The organism is Paenibacillus popilliae ATCC 14706, assembly GCF_000315235.1.
GTDB lineage: Bacteria > Bacillota > Bacilli > Paenibacillales > Paenibacillaceae > Paenibacillus_B > Paenibacillus_B popilliae.
In genome coordinates this window covers 1-21,121 of the sequence record NZ_BALG01000027.1, presented here as the reverse complement: position 1 = coordinate 21,121, position 21,121 = coordinate 1, and the positions used below count along the sequence as shown (strand labels likewise).

At 45.5% G+C, this 21,121-nt stretch carries 26 protein-coding genes and 1 pseudogene; 3 read left to right on the top strand and 24 right to left on the bottom strand.

All coding sequences use genetic code 11. The features are described from left to right. Positions 1–20 precede the first annotated feature (20 nt). The 23 genes and pseudogenes from PPOP_RS03355 to PPOP_RS03245 all read right to left on the bottom strand — a co-directional run bounded on the left by PPOP_RS03355 (position 21) and on the right by PPOP_RS03245 (position 18,107). The gene (locus PPOP_RS03355; protein ID WP_006284642.1) at positions 21–746 is read right to left on the bottom strand and encodes a cytidylyltransferase domain-containing protein; all 726 of its coding nucleotides are present in this window, start codon (positions 744–746) and stop codon (positions 21–23) included. After that, complete coding sequence (locus tag PPOP_RS03350; RefSeq protein WP_006284641.1) at positions 743–1,771, bottom strand: polysaccharide biosynthesis protein; 1,029 nt, start codon at positions 1,769–1,771, stop codon at positions 743–745. The genes PPOP_RS03355 and PPOP_RS03350 overlap by 4 nt, the downstream gene beginning before the upstream one ends. Beyond that, positions 1,764–3,644: a motility associated factor glycosyltransferase family protein gene (locus PPOP_RS03345; RefSeq protein ID WP_006284640.1), complete on the bottom strand. Its 1,881-nt coding sequence runs from the start codon at positions 3,642–3,644 to the stop codon at positions 1,764–1,766. The genes PPOP_RS03350 and PPOP_RS03345 overlap by 8 nt, the downstream gene beginning before the upstream one ends. Before the next feature lie 6 nt (positions 3,645–3,650). Next, positions 3,651–4,241, bottom strand: coding sequence for a hypothetical protein (locus PPOP_RS03340; RefSeq protein ID WP_006284639.1), 591 nt, complete (start codon positions 4,239–4,241; stop codon positions 3,651–3,653). Positions 4,242–4,504: 263 nt separating this feature from the next. Further along, the gene (locus PPOP_RS03335) at positions 4,505–5,320 is read right to left on the bottom strand and encodes a flagellin N-terminal helical domain-containing protein (protein ID WP_042227266.1); all 816 of its coding nucleotides are present in this window, start codon (positions 5,318–5,320) and stop codon (positions 4,505–4,507) included. A gap of 299 nt (positions 5,321–5,619) precedes the next feature. Further along, complete coding sequence (locus PPOP_RS03330; RefSeq protein WP_006284637.1) at positions 5,620–6,435, bottom strand: flagellin N-terminal helical domain-containing protein; 816 nt, start codon at positions 6,433–6,435, stop codon at positions 5,620–5,622. A 368-nt stretch (positions 6,436–6,803) separates the two neighbouring features. Next, positions 6,804–7,178, bottom strand: a complete 375-nt coding sequence (locus PPOP_RS03325; RefSeq protein WP_006284636.1) for a flagellar protein FliT — start codon at positions 7,176–7,178, stop codon at positions 6,804–6,806. Then, positions 7,171–7,572, bottom strand: coding sequence for a flagellar export chaperone FliS (gene fliS / locus PPOP_RS03320; protein WP_006284635.1), 402 nt, complete (start codon positions 7,570–7,572; stop codon positions 7,171–7,173). Before fliS ends, PPOP_RS03325 begins: the two co-directional genes overlap by 8 nt. Before the next feature lie 20 nt (positions 7,573–7,592). Beyond that, the gene (gene fliD / locus PPOP_RS03315) at positions 7,593–9,029 is read right to left on the bottom strand and encodes a flagellar filament capping protein FliD (protein WP_006284634.1); all 1,437 of its coding nucleotides are present in this window, start codon (positions 9,027–9,029) and stop codon (positions 7,593–7,595) included. 18 nt (positions 9,030–9,047) lie between these two features. Then, positions 9,048–9,431 (bottom strand): flagellar protein FlaG, encoded by a 384-nt coding sequence (locus PPOP_RS03310; protein WP_006284633.1) that lies wholly within the window; start codon positions 9,429–9,431, stop codon positions 9,048–9,050. A 60-nt stretch (positions 9,432–9,491) separates the two neighbouring features. Next, the gene (csrA, locus tag PPOP_RS03305; RefSeq protein ID WP_006284632.1) at positions 9,492–9,740 is read right to left on the bottom strand and encodes a carbon storage regulator CsrA; all 249 of its coding nucleotides are present in this window, start codon (positions 9,738–9,740) and stop codon (positions 9,492–9,494) included. A gap of 1 nt (position 9,741) precedes the next feature. Then, positions 9,742–10,191, bottom strand: a complete 450-nt coding sequence (fliW, locus tag PPOP_RS03300; protein WP_006284631.1) for a flagellar assembly protein FliW — start codon at positions 10,189–10,191, stop codon at positions 9,742–9,744. Next, entirely contained in the window at positions 10,188–10,589 is a 402-nt protein-coding gene (locus tag PPOP_RS03295; RefSeq protein ID WP_006284630.1) for a DUF6470 family protein, read from the bottom strand. Before PPOP_RS03295 ends, fliW begins: the two co-directional genes overlap by 4 nt. A gap of 21 nt (positions 10,590–10,610) precedes the next feature. Then, entirely contained in the window at positions 10,611–11,525 is a 915-nt protein-coding gene (flgL, locus tag PPOP_RS03290; protein ID WP_006284629.1) for a flagellar hook-associated protein FlgL, read from the bottom strand. A 45-nt stretch (positions 11,526–11,570) separates the two neighbouring features. Further along, positions 11,571–13,136, bottom strand: a complete 1,566-nt coding sequence (gene flgK / locus PPOP_RS03285) for a flagellar hook-associated protein FlgK (protein WP_006284628.1) — start codon at positions 13,134–13,136, stop codon at positions 11,571–11,573. 27 nt (positions 13,137–13,163) lie between these two features. Continuing rightward, entirely contained in the window at positions 13,164–13,664 is a 501-nt protein-coding gene (locus PPOP_RS03280; RefSeq protein WP_006284627.1) for a flagellar protein FlgN, read from the bottom strand. 14 nt (positions 13,665–13,678) lie between these two features. Then, positions 13,679–13,954: a flagellar biosynthesis anti-sigma factor FlgM gene (flgM, locus tag PPOP_RS03275; RefSeq protein WP_006284626.1), complete on the bottom strand. Its 276-nt coding sequence runs from the start codon at positions 13,952–13,954 to the stop codon at positions 13,679–13,681. A 185-nt stretch (positions 13,955–14,139) separates the two neighbouring features. Then, positions 14,140–14,550: a TIGR03826 family flagellar region protein gene (locus tag PPOP_RS03270; protein WP_006284625.1), complete on the bottom strand. Its 411-nt coding sequence runs from the start codon at positions 14,548–14,550 to the stop codon at positions 14,140–14,142. Between the two features lie 149 nt (positions 14,551–14,699). Then, entirely contained in the window at positions 14,700–15,611 is a 912-nt protein-coding gene (locus PPOP_RS03265) for a ComF family protein (RefSeq protein WP_052516572.1), read from the bottom strand. Continuing rightward, positions 15,604–16,578, bottom strand: a pseudogene (locus tag PPOP_RS03260) (helicase-related protein); the annotation flags it as partial. The gene PPOP_RS03265 and the pseudogene PPOP_RS03260, both read right to left, overlap by 8 nt. 302 nt (positions 16,579–16,880) lie before the next feature. Then, positions 16,881–17,195: a hypothetical protein gene (locus tag PPOP_RS03255; RefSeq protein WP_006284622.1), complete on the bottom strand. Its 315-nt coding sequence runs from the start codon at positions 17,193–17,195 to the stop codon at positions 16,881–16,883. Beyond that, positions 17,192–17,725 (bottom strand): hypothetical protein, encoded by a 534-nt coding sequence (locus PPOP_RS03250; RefSeq protein WP_006284621.1) that lies wholly within the window; start codon positions 17,723–17,725, stop codon positions 17,192–17,194. The genes PPOP_RS03255 and PPOP_RS03250 overlap by 4 nt, the downstream gene beginning before the upstream one ends. A 1-nt stretch (position 17,726) precedes the next feature. Further along, entirely contained in the window at positions 17,727–18,107 is a 381-nt protein-coding gene (locus PPOP_RS03245; RefSeq protein ID WP_006284620.1) for a P-loop NTPase family protein, read from the bottom strand. 393 nt (positions 18,108–18,500) lie between these two features. Between PPOP_RS03245 and PPOP_RS03240 the strand changes: the two genes are divergently transcribed. Then, a complete protein-coding gene (locus PPOP_RS03240; RefSeq protein ID WP_148277814.1) occupies positions 18,501–19,175 on the top strand; it encodes a hypothetical protein in 675 nt (224 codons plus the stop codon). Further along, a complete protein-coding gene (locus PPOP_RS03235; protein ID WP_006284618.1) occupies positions 19,162–20,304 on the top strand; it encodes a helix-turn-helix domain-containing protein in 1,143 nt (380 codons plus the stop codon). Before PPOP_RS03240 ends, PPOP_RS03235 begins: the two co-directional genes overlap by 14 nt. A gap of 20 nt (positions 20,305–20,324) precedes the next feature. Here PPOP_RS03235 and PPOP_RS03230 read toward each other — a convergent pair whose 3' ends face one another. Continuing rightward, on the bottom strand, positions 20,325–20,564 hold the full coding sequence (locus PPOP_RS03230) for a hypothetical protein (protein ID WP_006284617.1): 240 nt from the start codon (positions 20,562–20,564) through the stop codon (positions 20,325–20,327). A gap of 121 nt (positions 20,565–20,685) precedes the next feature. Between PPOP_RS03230 and PPOP_RS23270 the strand changes: the two genes are divergently transcribed. After that, complete coding sequence (locus tag PPOP_RS23270) at positions 20,686–20,841, top strand: hypothetical protein (RefSeq protein ID WP_006284616.1); 156 nt, start codon at positions 20,686–20,688, stop codon at positions 20,839–20,841. Positions 20,842–21,121 lie beyond the last annotated feature (280 nt).

The window sequence follows — 21,121 nt, the reverse complement described above, 5'->3', positions numbered from 1 at the left end:
TGTGGCCCTCCTGTCATGAATCAGATGACTCTCTTCTGTTCAACGTGTGCATTTATTGCAGCAATCTCTGGATGTTCTAGCAAATAAGAGATGACCTCACTTGAAGGTGTTACTAAGTCAGACGTAAAATGTTGAGCTATCCATTGGCACAATTTGTAGTCTTCCGCAGTATCTAACGTCATTCGAAGCTGCGGGTGCTGAAGGTTTTTATCAGCAAAAAAATACCCCGTATGAAATTGATCAGGATGTTCATACGCATAATAGGTTACATGCTCCCGATGTCGCGCCTCCACACCATGCTTGTTCATATAATCCAGGGTCCGGAACGAAAATAGTTCTGCAACCAACCCTCTCGGTAATTGACCTTCCACTTTGATGATATCATATGCCGACCGTTGCATCTCATCGACAATATGTGACGCCATGTTATAGTCTACAAATGGGCAGTCGGATGTCACTCGAAAAATAGTATCGGCTTCCCATTCTTGAGCGCATTGATAGTACCTTGCCAAAACATCGTCTTGCGGGCCGCGCGAGCAGGGAATATGATGTTCCTTGCACCACTGCTCGATTTTGTCGTCAGCCCGCTCCGTTGAAGTGGCTACGACGACCTCATCTACCCCTTTGATCCGACGGCATCGGTTTACAACATAGTCCAGAACAATGGTATCTCCCAATGGCAACATTACTTTCCCCGGGAGCCTCGTCGATCCCATTCTTGCTTGTATAATGGTAACCAGTCTCACAAACCTTTGCCACCCTCCTCGATCATGCCGCTCTGCAATAGTAATTGTTCAAGCTGTGTCGCAGTCACAGGCTCCACATCTGCAGAACTATAATTTCTTGCTTGGGCGGGTCTAGCTCCTTCATAGGGCTGTGACTTTATGAAGGCGTTCGGAATAATGAACATGTCTTCCGTTTCAAGCGCATGTTTGGACTCCTCAATCGTCATCAGTTCCTCGTACATTTTTTCCCCGGGGCGCAAGCCGATTTCTTCGATATGAACGGACTCTGGAGAAATTCCTTTGCGCACCTCTTGTTCAATGATTTGGCCAGCAAGATCCTGAAGACGAATAACCGGCATTTTAAGGACAAACACTTCACCGCCAATCGCCAGCATCATTGCTTTTAAGGTTAATTCGGTTGCCTGCTGTTGGGTCATCATAAAGCGGGTCATTTCTTTGCATGTGACCGTTATCCTGCGATTCTCGGCAATTTGTTGCCTGAACAAAGGGATAACAGAACCTCTTGAACCCATCACATTGCCAAAACGGACCGCAGCGAACACTGTTTTTTTGGTGCCCGCTTGATATTGGGCAGCCGCAATGAGCCGTTCTGCCATTAATTTTGATGCTCCATATGTATTCGTTGGAGCGATGGCTTTATCCGTGCTCGTAAAAATCGTTTTCTGGACTCCGCACTCCAAGGATGCCTGAATGACATGTTGGGTGCCCATAATATTGGTCTGCACGGCCTCAAAAGGGTTGTACTCGCAAGCAGGAACATGCTTCATCGCCGCGACATGGAATACATAGTCGACATCTTCCATCGCTCGGACCATTCGTTGATAATCCCTTACATCTCCGATCAGATAACGAATATTGCTATATTCTCTATATTGTTGTTGTAATTTGAACTGTTTATATTCATCCCGGCTAAACACGCGAATGACAGCCGGACGGCATGCCAACAAGTGATCCAAAAGCCCTGTGCCTATCGTTCCTGTTCCGCCGATAATCAAAATCTTTTTGCCGCAAAAAAAATTATGCATACGCGCTCTCTGCTCCATTCACTAGCTTGTCTACCCGTTTTGCCGCTTCATTTATGCATTGCTCTGCAAACGGAATGAATTCCAAAATACGTACAGCCAATTTTCCGAGATGCTCGACAATAAGTTTCGCTTTTCTGAATTCATTGCCTTCATTAACGATGTCAGGTACATAACGCATATATTGCGACAAAGGAGTTTCCAATGCAAATGAAATATAGGATTGAAAACTGCCGCTGCCCGTCACTTGACCCCATTGTTTATTTAATTTCCGTAATAATTTACTCCGTTTCTCTTTTTGACCCGGATTCAAGTGCTCAAGTTCGGAGATCTGTTCGATGATATTGTTTATCTTATGATTTAATTGCTTCAGTGACTGCAGCTCGCTTTGCAGCTTTGCTGCAACGGTGCCAATTTGTTGTTCGCTATAAGCAGGCATATCATCAATAAGTTGCTTAAACCAATCCTTCTCCCGATCCGGAAGGCTCAATACATCCTCCACACACTCTTTCATCGGTCTAAAAACCGTATGCTGAATGGCCGCCCCCTTGCTCGACGTATTAATAAATTCAATATCCGTGAATGCCGATAGCAAGATTTCGATATCTTTTAATGTCACTAGCATTTTTTCTGTCGTGCGGTTCTGTCCGCCATGAACGTTTTCTATCCATTCACTTGCTGCTTCAATGGTACTTTTCTTTGCTTCTGCTGCAAGATGGTTCACGCCATCCGAATAGTACTCATCATTAGGATAAGAAAGGTCTTGACCCGCCAAATAAATCTGTTTGCAGCCGATAAAAGCCGCAAATTGAATGCACGTCCCTGTAACGGATCCCGTGGAGATAAAGGAAGGCCCGATATTTTCGCTGTTAGAGAATAGATAGGGAGTTACTTGATCAAGATTAAGTCTTGTAGATAATCTCCATCTATGATTCTGCTCAACGATACCATGATGTATCATCGTGGCAAATAACAATGGAATATGCGTCGTATCTACATTTTCAAATACCTTTAGGTTCGGTTCTCCTCCATCCATCGAAATGACGAGATGTGGTTCAATACCATAATGTACTAAAGCTTGCACACTCGATCCCGCAGCGATTATCAGGGCCTTGTTCCCCAGCATTTTGATATATTCAATATCCTCCCTCAATGAGGGGCCCGAACCAATGATAATCGCAGGGATGTCACTGCAACATTTTTCAAGTGAACCGATCGGCTTAGATGCCAACACTTTATCGATATTATAGATACTATTTTGGAACCATGTTTTTTCAAACCAATGTTGCGTTACATAATTCGCTCGATATTGCAGCAAGATTTGCTTTGACATCGTATGAAGTTTGTCGAGCGTCTCGCCAAATAATTGCTTATAAATGGGGATCGTCACTTCTTCAAACTTATCTGTCACTGAACTTGAAATAGCGTTAAAAAGTTGAGCCCGTACATAATCGTCTTCTCCAACTGCCAATGTGACCATACTGGGATGGCATACTATATCGGTTACATCGCGAAGTTTTAATGCCTGATGCAGTATTTGAATATCCGGTTCATAAATATAATATTTCTTCATCGGATATTTATGTAGCAGAACCTGTACATGATAGCCTAGCCCTAGTCCGACAACTAATACGTGACTACAATGTTCCAGCCTCGCTTCGATAGACTTGAGCCAGCCTGCGGCTTCCCTTTCCGGATGATACAAGCTATGTACAGCGACAACCCTGTCATCCTTTTGCATTTCCATATTGGGGCTGCCGTCACGAGAGGTAATCGTACGATATCTGCTGCTATCTACCGGGCTTGCTTCAAGCAATTCTGCGACTTGCGGAAAGTGTTTCTTTAGGACCTTTGTATTTGATAATAAAAAATCCAATATCGCTCACTCCTTACCTACTTCATGAATCCAATCTTCCAGTATAGGAACTAGCTCGTATTGGAGAAGGTCCGATACACCAACGTAATTATTCCAACTCAATTGGTCATGGAATTTCTCCACAAAGGATTCAATATTTTTATACAAATGCTCAAGAGATTGCCGTATTCCGCTGGTATCCTTTACTTTTTCACTGATTGCATAAGCAAACTCCAAGGCGCTCACCATCCATTGTAAAGAATCGATGATCGGAGTAATCAGCGCGCCTATATCATTTATTTCTTCTGCATATAATTTCTCCGCAATACCGGGGATTTCATTAACCACTCTCGGCAAATAGGTTTTCAAATCCTCCAGTGTAATCGTAAAACATTCTTGTTTTGTATGGGTAACGATATGTATTTCATGAATACGATAATAATTGTCCAGTAGGATCGATTCATAATCGCTATAATACGGATGGCCATCAATTTGAACATAATAAATGAGACGATCCGCTTCTACTATCGGTTTCGTTCTTGTTTCCCAAAAATCATTGACTTCTTGCGCAGAATGAAACTCCTGCTCCTCCCAAGCTCCATCAACACTAATCTTCAAAACATCACACCCTTGTGTTTATAACTACTACGCTTTATATCGGCCATTCCCGGTCATTTCTTAAATAGGACTTTCTTGCGACCTTGCGGCGTTTGCTTTCCTTGCGTAGTTATGCTGTTATTGTCGCATTCTCGGTTCTCTGTGTCCAATGTAAAATCTAGCATCAGAGCCTCTATGCATTCCTTCGCTCTATTTTAATAGAAAAGGGGGTGTCCCCCGTCATTTTCAATGACATTTGGGACACCCCCTTTGATACAAAGAACTTACCCTAACAACTTCAGTACGTTTTGCGGTGCAGAGTTCGCTTGTGCCAACATCGATGTGCCGGCTTGAACCAGGATTTGGTTCCGTGTGAAATCGGTCATTTCTTTGGCCATATCCGCTTCGCGAATCCGGGACTCGGAAGCAGACAGATTCTCTGCCGTTACACCCAGGTTGTTGATGGTGTGTTCCAAACGGTTTTGCACCGCACCAAAATCTGCGCGTTGCGTAGACACCGTATTAATTGCGCTGGCAATTTTAGCAAGCGCGGAAGTTGCGCCTGCTTGAGAAGAAATTGACAACCCGGCCAATCCCAAAGCAGTAGCTCCCATATTAGCTAGGTTTGCAGTAAGCGTGTTCGTATTATCAACACCGATTTGGAATGTAACCTTGCCGGTTGCTTTCAGCAGGTCGATACCATTGAAGTTCGTGGACTCAGCAATGTTTTTAATTTCCGCTACCAGCGCATTCATCTCTTTTTGCGTATTCTCACGGTCTTTATCATCGTAAGTACCCGTAGCCGCTTGGTTAGCCAACGTATTCATCCGCTGCAACATGGAGTTGACTTCCGTCAAAGCACCCTCAGCCGTTTGAATCAGGGAGATACCGTCTTGCGCATTGCGCATAGCTTGATTCATGCCGCCAATTTGGAAACGCATTTTTTCCGAGATAGCGAGACCTGCCGCATCGTCGGCCGCACGGTTAATGCGGAAGCCGGAAGACAATTTTTCCATTGTCTTGCCCATTGCTGTGTTGCTCGCACCCAGGTTGCGGTGAGCATTGATTGCGCCCACGTTCGTGTTAATAAACATTGACATTCTTCATCATCCTCCATGATTTCATTTCTTATGCGGCCACTTCCTTTCGGCCTATTATATATATCGAATCATACATATGATTTTTTTATAGCAATTTAAAAAATACATATGCTTTTTTAAAATGAAATAACCCGAGAGAGGACATTTTTAACGTGTCCATCTCTCGGGTTACAGTATTAGGTAAGTTCTTTGTATCAAAGGGGGTATCCCCAAAGTCATTGACCAAGTATTTCGCGGGAGTTTATCTTCAATCTGACATTTCCAGCCCATCAGGGCCGGAAATGTCATGAAGCTGATTATTATCCAAGAAGTTTCAGTACGCTTTGTGGCGCAGAGTTTGCTTGTGCCAGCATAGCTGTGCTTGCTTGAACCAGGATTTGGTTGCGAGTGAGATCGGTCATTTCTTTCGCCATGTCTGCTTCGCGAATCCGGGTCTCGGAAGCATGCAGGTTCTCTGCGGTTACACCCAGGTTGTTGATGGTATGTTCCAACCGGTTTTGCACCGCACCAAAATCTGCGCGTTGCGTAGACACCTTATTAATTGCGCTGGCAATTTTAGCAAGCGCGGAAGCTGCACCTGCTTGAGAAGTGATTCTTAAATTATTCAGTCCCAATGAGGTACTTCCCATTGCAGCAAATTTTGTAGTAAGCTTGTTCGTTTTATCAACACCGATTTGGAATGTAACGCTGCCGGCTGCACTTAGCAATTTGGTGCCATTGAAGGAAGTGGACTTCGCAATGCTGGTAATTTCCGCGAGCAATGCATCCACTTCTTTTTGTGTATTCACACGGTCTTTCGCATCATAAGTACCCGTAGCCGCTTGGTTAGCCAACGTATTCAAGCGTTGCAGCATGGAGTGTACTTCCGTCAAAGCACCCTCAGCCGTTTGAAGCAGGGAGATACCGTCTTGCGCATTGCGCATGGCTTGCTTCATGCCACCCGTTTGGAAACGCATTTTTTCAGAGATAGCGAGACCTGCCGCATCGTCTGCCGCACGGTTAATGCGGTAGCCGGAAGACAACTTTTCCATTGTCTTGCCCATGGCTGTGTTGTTCATACCTAGGTTGCGGTGAGCATTGATTGCGCCCACGTTCGTGTTAATAAACATTGACATACTTTATCATCCTCCGTGATGGTAATTATGGCCACTTCCTTGCGGCCTATTCTATTTATCGAACAGTAGATATGCTTTTTTTATACCAAATGTAAAATTTCTTGAATTAAATTAAAAATTTCGAAGGCCTATAAGATGAGGATGTGAAATCCAGATTTCATTGAACCATCATCAATATAAATAAGTTTTCCCTTATGCGAAATATTTTTGCAAAAAAAACACTTCCAACCTTGATGGGATGGAAGTGTAAGGAGTAAAATGTTATCCATGTGTTTCTGTAGCTTTGCGGCGAAACATTTGTTTGAGAAGAAATTTTCAAACCACCTAATCCCAAAGCAGAAGCTCTCATATTGCTTGATAAAAACGGTTTATTTCTTTTCATCAAAATAGAAAGCGATCTGATCGATTCTTCCCATGCCTTGATAAGCATTTATAATCCTCTTGCTTTGGCGGGCGCCTTTCATTTCGGAACCCAATCGACTTAATTGTATTTCCATTTGATCCATAATAGACTGGTAGAGATTCATCAGGGTTTGACAGCGGATAACTTCTTGTTCTCTTTCCTTGTCAGACCGTGCTCCTATCTCGTTAGACGGGATCAATTCCTTGAGCCGATCCCACTTTACTGAAAAATTAAAAAAAGTTGATTCTTGCCATTCACTATTCTTTACCTCAAGAAGATATTGTTCGCATATGTCGATCATCTCATCGTAGATATCCATTCTTGTCCGGATCTTATGCATAATTTCGACCTGCTGTAACTTCTTTTCCGATCGCTTCCCAGGCGTCTTTGATGGATTGAATCACGGCTTTGGCTTCCGCTAGCGGCTGTGCTGATTTTTGGACATTGGCTTGAACTAATTGATCGATAACATACAGATACAAACTTTTGAGATTTTGTGCAATTTCCCCGCCTTCTTGTTCGTTCAAGCTAGCAATCAACTCATAGATGATATCCTGCACCTTCAGAATATATTGGTGAGCCAACAAGGAATTTCCTTCTGCCAGCGCAGTTTCCGCCTGATTCGTATACTTTAGCGCCCCGTAATACAGCATCAGGATCAATTTATGAGGGGATGCTGTTTCATATTTATTTTTTTGGTATGCTTGATAACCGGCGGTCCTATTTCTATACATCTATTCATCCCCTTAACCTGCTAGCTTTGCTTAGACAAACTATTGATTTGACTGGTCAAATAAGACATATCGTTATCCATTTTGGCTAGAGCCACTTCCAACGCTGTAAATTGTCTTTTTAATTGCTCTTCTTTCAATTGAAGACGCACTTCCATTTTACTCATGGATTCCGTAACAAAAGAGATTTCAGCATCATAGCCACTCACGCGGGATTGTAAAAGTCCGTTCGCCTTGCTTGTCCACGTACGAAGTTCTTCACTTAAGAGGGTTGCAATTCCCTGCTGTTGGTTGCCCGAACTGTCGGTTTCATCTGCATTAAACATCGCTATCACTTTTTCTGGATCACGTTCCAGGGCTTCTTTAAACTTCGTTTCATCAAAGACGATCTCCCCTGTCATCTCGGATCCTTTTTTATCTTTATCGATTTCAATCCCAAGGTCGGCCAACGTGCCTAGGCCAGCAATATTGCCGGACATCCAACTTCCTAGCATCATATCCAATTGACGTAATGTCGAATCACCTTGAAGCGTTTTTTTCTTGTAGGATGTACTATCTGTTGTTTCTTCTGGCTTGGCCAAACCTTCCCGAATCAGCTTGCGAACTTCATTAAATGCATCAACAAATTCTTTGACCTTCTCGAGAACCTTATCGGAGTCTTGTCCAACGGTGATCATAGCCGAAGATCCTTCTTTTTGTAGCTGCAAGGTTACACCATCAATGACATCTTTAACCTCGTTAGAAGCACTCTCAACATTCAACCCATTTACCGTCAGTTTTGCATTCTGTGCAGCTTGAACCTCATGTAAACTACCATCGGATAATAGCCCCAGGTCACTCAAAACACTGCCGCTTCCTGTGATCCCGATTCCGGATGAACTCCCGTTCCCTTGATGGAACCCATTTTCTTCACCTGCTTTCACCGACGTGAATACTAGGGTTTTATTTCCTGGGGATGTCTCCACCAACGAGGCGGATACGGTTTTACTATTACTATTAATATCATTTTTGAGGTTTTCAAGCATCTCTCCATAGGTTTTTCCTTTCAGCGTAACGGTTACTTCCGTCCCGTCTGACTGGCCGAACGTAATCGTCTCGTTTTCAAGAGATGAGGAATCAGCCTGTGAACTGAATTCATTCGCTTGAATGACGTGCGATTTTGCCAACTGCTCTACAGTTACCTGGTAGTTTCCGGTTATAGCCTTATCAGAGCCGATAGCTTTTACTACCTGCTCATCCGAACTTTGAGTCGATGTCAGCTTAAAGTTGGCGTTCAACGTTAAATCAGCGGCTTTATCGCGAAATGTAGATAGTTTTGTATTCAAATTACGAAAGTAGGATTGAAATACTGAAAGACTTTGTTTCTTTTGCTCAAGATTAGTATAGGGGATTTTCTCCAACTGCATTAATTGTTCAATCATCGACGAGTAACTGCTATTACTAATCCCGGTAATTGCCATGGTTACTACCACCTTTCTTTACACTTTTTTATCTAAAAAAAAGCCAATAAGCTCTTTCATCTTGACCGACAAATCTATTAAATATTCCGGAGGCAAGGTGGCTATCACTTCCCTCGTCTTCTTATCGATAACCTCGACATAGAGTTCTTCGGCGTCATCGTGGTATTTAAAATGTAACTCTTTGCCGGCGTCGGCAATCGACTCATTCAACTCCTCCAGCTTTTTTTGCAGATCCTGCTTGTCTTCGATGCTCATATTGATGTAAGCCAAGGTAGATCCAGGTTGTGAAGAAGTAGCTTCCCCCGGTAATTTATTGCCAAACATATTTTTCAAGGATTGTATCGCTGACCGATGAAGCTGTAAGTCTATACTCGCGGTGTATGTACGATGAATGCCGCTCATCTAGATCCACCTCACTGCATGGCAATTTTCCTTATGCGGGCTTTCCTGTGGGCACATCTTTCATTTTTTAAACTTCTTCAACATTTCAATCCTATGGATAGCTTGGTTTTCGTTGGCTCCCTTCGTGGTCTCCACGGCGAAAGTATTTTCTTGCATAATGCTCTCATGCAATTCTTTCCGCATAATTTGCACATTTTTCGGAGCAACAAAGCCAAGCTTGACATAATCGCCTTCTACGCCAAGCACATGCACTTCAATCTCGTCGCCGATCATCACCGTCTCGCCGTTTTTTCGCTTCAGCACCAGCATCCTATTCTTCCCTTCCTTGGATAAAATGTCGGACGGGAAGATTGGAGTCCATGATGATATACTGACAGCCCTTCTGTGTTGTCGGCGAGAAGAGGACGGGAGCTCGCAAGTTCACGCTCATCCCATCGTTAATAATATTAACGACAAGCATGGTGACGACGTCCTCAGGCGCTTCAACCTCTAACGCTTCCACGGTATTCCGGTCAATAGGAAAGCTGTAGTTCTGAACATATTCCGCCGGAATTAAGATAAAGCTTCGTTCCTCATCCACCGCATGGAGAATGTAGAAGACGGAGTCATCATATGGCAATAAGGCGTATCGGGCAATGGATTGAAATCCGATCATGCCTTTGACAAACTCGTAGATCTGATGAGGTTCAGGATGGAGAGCCCCATAATTGGAACTATGGATCGTAACATGTGATGCGACTGTACCATTGGTTACTGTCATTCCCGAACAACACCTTTCGTTTGCACTTCAATTTCCGGCGGATAAACCCGTATATCGATGGCTACGCTTTGGGAAGGCAGCGCGTAGAGCCGCACTTCCTTTTCGCCTTTTTGCATATAACGTTCGAATGCGATCTGACCGAATGTCGTCTTCGACTTGGCAATATTGCCAAGTCGATCGCCCTCTTGCGCTTTCTGCGCCGTTCCCTTCATGGCAATCTGCATTGCAGAATTCGCCTGCTCACGGGCAAAGAGCGAGGGACGCTCCAGCCCCAGCTCGTCCCAGACCGGCTGCCAATCGGCCTCTAGCTCGGCGGGACGCCGATGAATCGTTAACTCCGCCGGCTCATACCGGAAGGAATGCGATTGAATCTGCCTAAGGGTATCCGATATCTTCATTGGAATTCAACCCTTCTCCGACTAACGAATAAAGTCGATCAGCGATACCTGCATAATCTTTGCTCCGGTTGCCAAGGCTGCCTGCATCACGTTTTCCTGTGTCTTCAAGGCGATAATCGCTTCCGGCATATCGACATCGGCGACTTGGGCGCGTTCCCCCTGTAAGTTGACTTTATCATCTGCCAGGCGGTTCTCCATCAGCTCGAAGCGGTTCATACGCGCCCCAATCTCTGCCCATTGCGTATTAATCCGGTCGGAGGCGGCGTCAATTCGCTCCAATCCATTCAATAGTCCGTCGATGTCATTATTCTCTGCCGCATTGATCATATCATTCATCATTTGAAAGATATTATCGTTATCTTTATCGATCGGTAGCGTTGTATCGACGGCCTCGCCAAATATCAATTCGCCCGTAATACTTACCGGAACGGTGACCGCAGGACTTACATTCAGTCTGTAAACGCCTTCGTCTGTCTTCTCCGTCGCCGCCCCCTCCGTCGTATAAGGGGGTATATCCGTCTTCTGGCCGTTGAACAGATAGCGGCCGTTGTAGGAGCTGTTCCCGATCATGACAAGCTGCTCCTTGAGCTGCTTCAGCTCGGCCGCATTCGCCTCGCGCGCATCATCCGGCGTTGTACCTGTCGCTCCTTGCTGCACCAGCGTGCGCACCCGCTTCAGCACATCGCTTGCCTGCTGCAGCAAGGAATCCATTGTACGCAGCATGCCTGAACCCATCTCTGCATTGGCAGTAAATTCATCATTTCGGTTCAGCTCGCTGTCATACCTCATCTGATAGCCGATGCCGACTGGATCGTCGCCCGGCCGATGAATGCGTTGACCGGAAGATAACTTATTATTCAGGTCAAGGGTGTTGCTGTTAATATGTCGCAAATTGCGAAGAAATTGGGTGTTCTGCATTGCACTCGTTACACGCATGTTCCATCCTCCTATTCCCGTTAGCTAGCTACTAGCTATTTTAAATTAACGACCAACAACACCCATCTGGTTAATGATCCGATCCAGCATTTCATCCACCGCCGTCATATTTCGCGCCGCCGCATTATAAGCATGCTGGAAGCGAATCATGTCTGCCGTCTCTTCGTCCAATGATACGCCGCTCACCGATTCTCGGCGGTACTTAACGGAATCGACCATATCGCTCTGCACTAGGACATACCGCTTCGCGTTCATCGCCCGCGTTCCCAGATCTCCCATAACCGCCCGGTAATAATCGTCTATGGAACCCGTAGACAACGACGTCAAATCAGCCGGGTAGTTGAATGATTTATCGCGAAGGGAGGCCAACGCATGCGCGATGACACTGTTTCCCTTGACCGTTACGTTCTGCCCGTTCTCGGTATCATAGCGGCCGGAAGCCGCAATATTGCTGACGTTATTCACGATATCGACATTGACCTGGATGTTGCTGATCGAGAATTCACCGCCATCCTTCGTCGTGAAGAACGGAATGCCGGACTTGGCAGGGTCTGTCAACGTATAACCAAGACTATGCAGCCCGTTAAATCCGTTTACTTCCACCGTGGCGGGTCCTTTCAGGCGCGAACCGGCTGGAATCGTGCCGCCTGCCGGGATCGTCGTCCCGTTCTCCAGCTCCACGGCACTCTTGGCAACGAGATCCGAAGCTGCCACATAGCCTGCCGCCAGCTCGACATCCACCGTTCCGGTTACCATCGTTCTGACCATCGCATTCATCTGGTTCCGCACTTGAGCTACTTCGGCAAGCGATTGCGAGTAGCCATGAAGCTGTCCTGACGCAGCTTCTACATCCGCAGCGATCTCCGTCGCCTCTCCGTTCCCAACAACCGTAATTCCCCCGGACAGGATGGTGATATCGCCTGCCTCTCCTTCGGTCACTTGCACGTCAATAATGGTAGAGAGCTTATCAATCAACAAGTCACGCTGATCCCGGAGATCGTTGGCATTGTTCTCCGGTTCAACTCGCTTAATGTCGCCCGTCAAGGCCGCGATATTCGCGATCAAACCGTTCGCCTCGTTCACTTTGCTATTGATGCTGGATTGAATATCATTCTCCAGCTTGGTCAAGGACTCATCAAGTTTCCTCATTATATCGGTGAAGTTGGTTGCCGCGCCGACCACTTCAACGCGCGCACTGAGCAGGGAGGGGTCGCGATTGAGGACTTCCCAAGAGTTCCAGAACTTATCCATGACGCTCTGCAAGCCATTATCCGACGGTTCGTTGAAGAAAGTCTCGATCGAGCGGATCGTATTATCGATGATGCTCCATGAACCGAGAGACTGATTCTCTCTGCGAAATTGGACATCGAGGAAGCTATCACGGATCCGGGTAATACTGTCGTGCTGCACACCGGTGCCCAGTTGCCCCGGAGCTACGCTGTTATACATGCCCGGCATCGCCAACGGCCGGGTCGCAGAGGCGTCCACTCGCTGTCGCGTATAACCGTCCGTTGAAGCATTGGCAATGTTATGTCCCAAAGTCTGCATCATGGTCGTCTGGACGAACAAGGAGCGCTTGCTTGTCTCCAGTCCGTGAAAGGTTGATACCATCTTTATTCCTTCCCTTCTTTCCTCCGTCTATGCACGTGTATCCATCATGCCGGGTCTGCTGAATTGAGGGGCAGCTTGCTCCGGACGGCGGTACAGCATGTCTTGATCGGAATAATCAATATGCAAATTAAGCTGATATTCGACAAAATGAATGGACTGCTGAATGAGCGTCTGGTTATGGTCATTGATGAACTTCAACTTTTCCAGCACCACCCGGATACGTTCTTGCACGGCCAGCATCTCCTGCCGCTCATTCGCGTCGAAAATCAGCTTCGTTATCTCGGTTACCGTAAGCTTCAACTGCGATTTAATCCCCTTCGATTGCAGGAACGACCGTACGGCCTCTCCCCGCTCCTGCTCCAGGGAAGCAAGCTGCTTCAAGCATTTCGATTCCTGCTGGGACAGCTTGACCAGGCTATCGATGTCGTTCTGAATAATCACCTGGGTCTTGGCTTCCCCGATACGGACGAGCTCTGAATACATATCCTCCATGCGGCTCAATACTTCCACAATTGGCGCTGCGCTCACATTTGTTCCTCCGCTCATTCAGTTTCTTTGCGCAACAGGGGAAGCAGCTTCTCCGCAATCTTATCGGCAGCGACATGATACGTCCCTGTCTGAACGGCCTGCTTCAGTTCGGCAATGTGCTCCTGGCGGGCCGGATTGCTCACCCGGTTTTGCGCATCCAGCATTTCCTTCGCTTCGGTCGATATCGTCAGTTCATCCTTGCGGGTTGACTTCTGAGAGATCTTTTCGGCCGATTGCTGCTTCTGATAATATTGGATTGCTCCGGCGCGCTGGCTTTCATTAATCTTCATCGTTCCACCTCATTTCACACGGCAGACGGCCGTTCATCCGGCTCGCATCCCGCCCTCATTCCAACTTGTTGCATTCTATTATAGGCATATCTGTACATAAAACAAAACCGATAACCTTTACTATGATTATCGGTTCCGTGTCATGGAAAATGTAGTTCTAACCCAAAGAAGTTGGATGCCACGGCCTATTTGTTACGGGACGATTCAAAAGCCCGGTACGCCCCCGTTCCAGAGGCCGTGTTTTTTTTCTCCGGTTCCTTCGCATTGCCTGCTTCCTGTATTTGCCGAACCAGCCTTGTCCGGCATGACTCGCACATATGTCCTTCCCGAATCGGGTTGCCGCATACTTCACAATCATATGCCAAATTCGGAGCTTGGTATATGGAAATACGTCCTTCCCGGATAAACTGCGTAATCTGGGACCGGTTGACTTTCGTCTCTTCACTTAGCTCATCCATACTGATTTGGCGCTTCTCGCGCAAACAGGCCACGCATCGTTCATACTCCTGCTCAATCTCCTTCAGACATGCAGGGCAAATATCCCTGAATGCCTTTGCGAACAGTTTTCCGCAGCGCGGACAATTGCTTAACTCCATCTTCATGCCCCCTTTCATGCCGCTGTAATTTATCATAACTTATTCATCGACAGAAAACGAGAGGATTTTTAATACATCTCCGCGTTCAAAAGAGGCCGTTCAGCGCCTCATTTCGTGATTAGAAGCAGACTTTGTACAACCGCTAACATTTAGGCTCTCGCCCAGGTGTAGCTGGTTGTATTTACCGGGATGTGAAAGGCGTCGTTCAGCCGCGTAATCTGGCGGGCACAGGCGCGGAGCGTGCTGCCTGTCGTATACACGTCATCAATGATGAGAATCCGGATTTGCCCCCGCCGCTTAATCGTTCCGACCAAAGCTGAAGACAAGCCGCGGGCGGCAACGGCCGGCGCATGTCTGTTCAACGCAAAGGCTGCGGCTGCACTCCGCTCCCGTCCTCGGCGCTCTTGCTTGCTCTGCTTCTCCCCATCCCGCTTCCGGTCAAGCAGCGCCACGACCGGACGGTTCCAAGCTTGTCCCAACATCTGGGCCAGCCGTTCCGCCTGGTTGAACCCGCGCGCTTGCAGCCGGGGCGCCGTCGACGGCACATAAGTTACGAGGTCGGGCAGCACCTCCACCAATGGAGTTCCCCACAACCACTTCCTGAGCCTTGGCACTGACCGATTATCTTCTTCATCCTTTGCAGGATAGACAGAATGGAATAGCATCGAAAAAGATGCCAGCATCATAGCGGCTATAACCGACTCGTACCGGATATTTCCCCGGAACTTATATTCCGCCAACCATTGCTTCATCGTCTCATTATATTGAACCACGCTCCGATTGGCGGACAAGCCGTGCGAAGCTAACGGAGCGCGTGCACAATCGGGACAGCGAATGCCCCTGCCGCATGACCTGCATCCGATCCATTCAATCCAAGGGATATCCCTCAAGCATCTGCCACATAGTTCATTCGTTAATGATCCTTCTCTTATCTCCTTATAATAGGCGGCTGCCAATGCGCCCAGCGCCTGACCGCATATATTACACGGAACCGCCTGTGGCCGCAGCAACCGCTGCAGCCCCCGTTCAATCCAATGCCCCTGTGCTGCCGGTTCAGCCAATACGCCATCTCCTTCCCTTGTAAGCGGGCAGCAGATAACCACGCCGCCGCGCCAGCCGGTTCATCTCGTGAATCTGCCGCACCGCCCTACGCTGTGCCCGATTCCATTGCCGGGAACCGAATATGACCTTGCCTGCCGGATCATCCTTCGATCGTCCAGCGCGGCCTGCCATCTGGACGAGCGACGCTTCATCGAATAGGTTGTCATCCGCATCGAGAATATACACGTCGCTCTTCGGCACCGTTACGCCTCGCTCCAATATCGTCGTCGTAACCAGCATCCGAATGTCCCGCTCCCGGAAGCGGAGCACCCGATCTACGCGCTGCGCATCCGCTGCCGAGGTCCCCTCCACCCGAATCTGCGGAAATTGCCGCTGCAACAGCCTTACGACACCTTCTATCTGTAGGATACGGGTGATGAAGACAAATACTTGCGCTCCCCTGCCAACCGATTCCTCCATTCGGCGGAGCAGTGCCCCAGGGAGCGACCCGCGCGTCAAACACGAAGCGACGACCGGCATCGCGACCCGTGCCGGAACCGGCAGCGGATGCCGATGATATCGTACCGGCACCCGCGCGTACCGCAGCGTCCCGCGCCGAACCTGGCGCTGCATCTCTTCCGGCGGCGTAGCCGATAGGAACACAAAAACGCCCCCTCGGCGACAGACACGCTCTGCCGCGCGATGGAGCACCGGATCATGATGATAAGGATACGCATCCAGTTCATCAATAATAACGAGATCGAATGCCCGGTCGAACCGCAGCAATTGATGGGTCGTCGCCAGCGTAATTCCGCCCTCTCCCCAACGATCGGGGCTTCCGCCATACAGCGTCACGACCCGTTCGTTCGGGAACGCCTCCTTTATCCGCGGCATCAACTCCAACACCACATCCCGCCGCGGCGTCGCCACCAGCGCCCGGCCGCCACGCAGGAGCGCGTCCTCTATCAGTGGAAAGATCATCTCCGTATAATTTCGCTTCCTATAATATAGGATTTCTTAGGGTAATCAGCCTTTTGAGAAATTAAGTTCGGATAATTTCGGATACTTTCAGGTGCGAATATGGTCAAAATATGGTCACGAGTGGATTAGCAAGAGCCCCGGGACTACTCCCGAGGCTCTTCGTGGTTTATCTTATTTATGCGTGATGAGCATAAGTTACCATGGCTCCGGAGCGATCCGGGGCTTGTGTTTTTCAGTATGGGGCATTAGCTGGCTCCAGAATCTTGCCCAGCCGCAATGTACAAAATTATTTACAGACCCTATGGGCTTTATGATACTTCTGTCGCTTCTATTTCTTTCTTTTTTTTAGTCTTTATTTTTTTAGGTTTTGCCTGGCCAGTCATTATTTTGACAGTTTGATGCCACATAATATATCCACATAGAGGAGTAAAAGCTATTGCAAAAAAAATCCATACCCAAATAGCAAAATCAAAACTAAACGTTTCCGAGACATCTTTCGCCTTAAAGATTACAACCGCAATCATGGAAAACAAAAATAATACAAAGGACATGATTGGTGTCCAAACTTTCAATGCCAGTTCTTTGAAACCAGGTAAAACAAAGTCACCTGCTGATGTGGTCATTCAAAATTCCTCCTGAAAAGGAAGTCGAGTCCCACAGTCGCCAATGAAATAGTTAGCGACATTACTGTTCCTGTAATTGATACTTCCAAAGGAATTATTTTTGTTACAACACTAATTGCAAAAAAGATAAAAGACAGTATGAATATCGACAACGAACTCTTAAAAATAACGTTATATGTACGGTCATTAGCAGGCATACTAACAACACCATCCCTTTTTTGGGTTGCAGTATCATCTTCACCGTCTAATAAGATTACGGCCTCAAGTGGACGCTTGATTACGTGACCAGTATCCTTTATTAAATAGATGCTTCTAATCTCAATTTTATTCCTCCTTTTCACTTTCACATCAAAGTTTACTTTAATTAGATTATGTTTCCGGTAGAATTCTTCGTCATGCACCATTTGCGAAAGATTGCTTGCGATAATCTTTTCAGTTTCCGTGTAGCCTACTGAACAACCCGTAAAAAATATCGTGTTTTTTTTAGATTGAATATCAAGGTGTAGGGATAGCGATTGTACGTATGCCATGTTAATCCTCCTCCCCAAAAATCTTTACAGGGTATTTACCTATCACTTTGTCTTTATAGACAGCCTCAAAGTATACAGTCCCCTCAGATAAAATAGGGAATTTGTCGATAAACAAGTTGTAAACACAAATTTTATCATACTCTGTAAATTGAACTTTTAATGGTTGTGAATCAACCTTAAACCCTTTTCCCCTTATCCTAATGTTAAATTCTTGTTCATCATCCGCTTCTTCGGCGGTGATGCCAATAATAAAATGGATGTTTTTCTCCAATAACGAAGGGATAACTTTCACCGGCATTTCATCGAAAATATTTACTGCGCTTATTTTCCCATCACTGAAATATGCTTCTTCTGCAACAAAAATATAGGATACATGTAACATTACTCTTTCTCCTAAAAAGTAATTGAAAATATTAAATTCTTAATTTAGTCTAGGAAATTAGTCCCAATAATTTCACACTTCTAAGCTTATTCTTATCTCCAGTATACATCATGTCCTAACTTTTGGAAACAAAAGCTTTATTTCTCATACTGTTTTTTACTGCACCCATTCAATAGAGTCGTCGGATTCTTTCTCAACTCTTTTAGTCTCTACACAACAAGAACCCCAGGACTACTCCTGGGGCTCTTTGTCATCTACGTACTCAATGATATCGTCCAGTTTTCATTTTAATGCTGTGCAAAGCTTATCTAACATATCAAAGACCTTATTCAGATTTGGTTGCAAAAAAACGTTGTTTTTGGTACGATAGTTGCAACAAGGATTTGTCAAGGGGTGATGATGAAAATGCAGCCAGCAATATTACATACAGACACAAAAGAAATAATCAAATCGGAATTTCCGATAAATATTAGGGGAAAAATACTCTCCGTAGTAGAACAAGCATATACATTAACAAGGGAATCGATTAAGCACACTTCTATTCTTAACTGGGAACTGGGTAAGCTCCATGAGGGATATTTAAGAAACCTTGCTATCGGTTATCTCTTTCAAAAGCAAATTGATTTAAAGGAACTTCCATTATCATATTCTTATGAATACAATCGTAACCGTAGTCATAAGTACCTTGTACTCTCATACAATCAAGTAGTTATGACATTCAGCCAAGTTAAGACTACATATAATATTGCACGTCCTGCTTATTTTAGGGACAAGTTACAATTGGCCAACCAGGGGATGCTTTATTTCCCTGATATAGATGTCGGGAATTTTCTTCATAATGAAAATTACTATTTACTTTTAACCTATAGTAGTGGTGGGAGTACTCCCGAATTTGTTAACATTGGATTCCCTCATCAGTGGAGAGAACGCATCAATCTTCTACATGATCTACATGTTATTCATCAAGAGAAGATTGACGACAAAGAACCTGAGGAGACCATTACATCAGGGACTCTAATTGATTTTAGAAATTTTACAAAAGAGGTGGAGGGCCTTGGAGGCAAATAGTCGCTTTTCCAAGTTTGTTCCTGAGCGACTTATCGAGGCACGAGAAGTTACAGGATACACATTAACGGATTTAGCAGAACTTCTAGATGTTTCACACCAAGCGATATCTAAATACGAAAAAGGAAAAGCTACACCAAGTTTCGAAATCTTGGAGAAGATTTCTTCAATTTTGTCAGTACCAGTAAATTATTTTTATAAGCCCATGGAAGCACCAAGTGACTCTGTTATCTATTTTAGAAGTAAGTCAAATTCAACAGTTAGGTCAAAGAAAGTACATGCAAATAAACTAAACCGTGTAAAAGAAATTCATAAGTATACAGAGCAGTTCATAGAATATCCAAGTTTGAACATACCTCGTTTGATCACACGAGAAAATTATTTTCCAACTGATTTCTCATTAATTGATGAAATGGCGATTGAAGTTAGAAAACAATGGGGATTAGGGAATGGCCCTATAAGCAATGTAACTTTATTGCTTGAAAAAATGGGAGCTATTATTGCGAGGGCTTCTTTTTCTAATTACTCAATAGACGCTTGCTCCAGTTGGCATAATATGGAGAGACCTTACATTTTATTGAGTAGCGATAAAACAGCATCCCGTTCAAGATTTGATATTGCACATGAACTTGCACATTTGGTTTTACATTCAAAAATCAAGCCTAATGAATTTAACAAAAGAGAAAATTATTCACGGATAGAGAAAGAGGCTCATCGTTTCGCTGGTTCTTTTCTTCTGCCATCTCCTAGCTTTTGTTCGGAAATTGTTTCTTCTTCAATAGAACATTTCATTGCTCTCAAGAAGCGTTGGAAAGTCTCTATCGCTGCAATGTCGTATAGAGCAAAAAGCCTGGGGATCTTAACGGACGACCAATATATTTATATGAGAAAGAAGATGGCCAAGAATAATTGGCTAACAAAAGAACCATTGGACGATGAGTTAACTTTTGAAGACCCCGTGCTTTTAAAGCAAGCATTTGAAGCGCTAGTGGAGAATAAAATAATTATAAGGCAAGACATTGTCACTGAGATCGCACTACCTAGAGAAGAAATCGAAGCGTTCGCCAATCTTGATAATGGATACTTGATTCAAAATGAATCGGCAAAAGTAATTCCCTTTAAATTTAAATAACAAGTAAAAGAGCCCCAGGACTACTCCTGGGGCTCTTTGTCTTGCTCATCATTTTCAGACGGGCTTTCCAACCCTTCGCGCTCAATTTTTTCGTCGATCGCTTCCACCACAAAGGCGTTACGACTCTTGCCGAGCTTGGCTGCGGCAGCATCGATCCGGCCTTTTTCTCCCTTACGAACCCAAACCCTTACTTGATCGTAATTTGCGTTGTTGTACTTCTGTTTTGCGCGAGTAGCGGCGTTTCTTTTCTTCTCTTCCATTCTGATCACCCCATCTTATGATACATGATACCACAAAAATTATACTGTGCACAGTACAAAAAAGTGTTGACCATATACTATGCATAGTATATAATTAGAGTATAGAAAGGAGGTGAACAACATGGCCAAAAAGAAAAACCATAGGTCGCCGCAGCCAGAACCACAGCAAAAAGACGACCGGGTATCGACTAAGGAGTTGGTTGTGCTCACGACAGCCCTTGTCCAACTCCTAGCCGCCATCATCACCTTAGTATTCATCCTTATCAGGGATAAATGACTAAGAAAGCTACTCGCCCTTCGGGGCGGGTAGTGACCCGGTCGTCCGACTCAAGTATATCATAAACGGAGGGATACGATGAAAAAGATCGAGCTTGCCACCCTAATCATCATGATTGCTGGCGCCCTCGTCAGTTGCGTAATAGTCGGTGTTCTGTTGTTTAAGTGACACATGTGGGGGCATCTTGCCCCCTCTCAAATAACAATTAAGCCGGCGGGCTACGTAGGGAGGAGTGTCCAATGAGAACGCCAAAAACGGTTGCTATTAACAGCAGCCTAGA

Excerpts from the sequence above, each read along its gene's own strand:
- PPOP_RS03350 (WP_006284641.1), bottom strand. The coding sequence starts at position 1,771 with ATGCATAATTTTTTTTGCGGCAAAAAGATTTTGATTATCGGCGGAACA.
- PPOP_RS03335 (WP_042227266.1), bottom strand. The coding sequence starts at position 5,320 with ATGTCAATGTTTATTAACACGAACGTGGGCGCAATCAATGCTCACCGC.
- PPOP_RS03330 (WP_006284637.1), bottom strand. The coding sequence starts at position 6,435 with ATGTCAATGTTTATTAACACGAACGTGGGCGCAATCAATGCTCACCGC.
- PPOP_RS03325 (WP_006284636.1), bottom strand. The coding sequence starts at position 7,178 with ATGCATAAGATCCGGACAAGAATGGATATCTACGATGAGATGATCGAC.
- fliS (WP_006284635.1), bottom strand. The coding sequence starts at position 7,572 with ATGTATAGAAATAGGACCGCCGGTTATCAAGCATACCAAAAAAATAAA.
- fliD (WP_006284634.1), bottom strand. The coding sequence starts at position 9,029 with ATGGCAATTACCGGGATTAGTAATAGCAGTTACTCGTCGATGATTGAA.
- PPOP_RS03310 (WP_006284633.1), bottom strand. The coding sequence starts at position 9,431 with ATGAGCGGCATTCATCGTACATACACCGCGAGTATAGACTTACAGCTT.
- csrA (WP_006284632.1), bottom strand. The coding sequence starts at position 9,740 with ATGCTGGTGCTGAAGCGAAAAAACGGCGAGACGGTGATGATCGGCGAC.
- fliW (WP_006284631.1), bottom strand. The coding sequence starts at position 10,191 with ATGACAGTAACCAATGGTACAGTCGCATCACATGTTACGATCCATAGT.
- PPOP_RS03295 (WP_006284630.1), bottom strand. The coding sequence starts at position 10,589 with ATGAAGATATCGGATACCCTTAGGCAGATTCAATCGCATTCCTTCCGG.
- flgL (WP_006284629.1), bottom strand. The coding sequence starts at position 11,525 with ATGCGTGTAACGAGTGCAATGCAGAACACCCAATTTCTTCGCAATTTG.
- flgK (WP_006284628.1), bottom strand. The coding sequence starts at position 13,136 with ATGGTATCAACCTTTCACGGACTGGAGACAAGCAAGCGCTCCTTGTTC.
- flgM (WP_006284626.1), bottom strand. The coding sequence starts at position 13,954 with ATGAAGATTAATGAAAGCCAGCGCGCCGGAGCAATCCAATATTATCAG.
- PPOP_RS03270 (WP_006284625.1), bottom strand. The coding sequence starts at position 14,550 with ATGGAGTTAAGCAATTGTCCGCGCTGCGGAAAACTGTTCGCAAAGGCA.
- PPOP_RS03255 (WP_006284622.1), bottom strand. The coding sequence starts at position 17,195 with ATGACCACATCAGCAGGTGACTTTGTTTTACCTGGTTTCAAAGAACTG.
- PPOP_RS03250 (WP_006284621.1), bottom strand. The coding sequence starts at position 17,725 with ATGGCATACGTACAATCGCTATCCCTACACCTTGATATTCAATCTAAA.
- PPOP_RS03245 (WP_006284620.1), bottom strand. The coding sequence starts at position 18,107 with ATGTTACATGTATCCTATATTTTTGTTGCAGAAGAAGCATATTTCAGT.
- PPOP_RS03230 (WP_006284617.1), bottom strand. The coding sequence starts at position 20,564 with ATGGAAGAGAAGAAAAGAAACGCCGCTACTCGCGCAAAACAGAAGTAC.
- PPOP_RS23270 (WP_006284616.1), top strand. The coding sequence starts at position 20,686 with ATGGCCAAAAAGAAAAACCATAGGTCGCCGCAGCCAGAACCACAGCAA.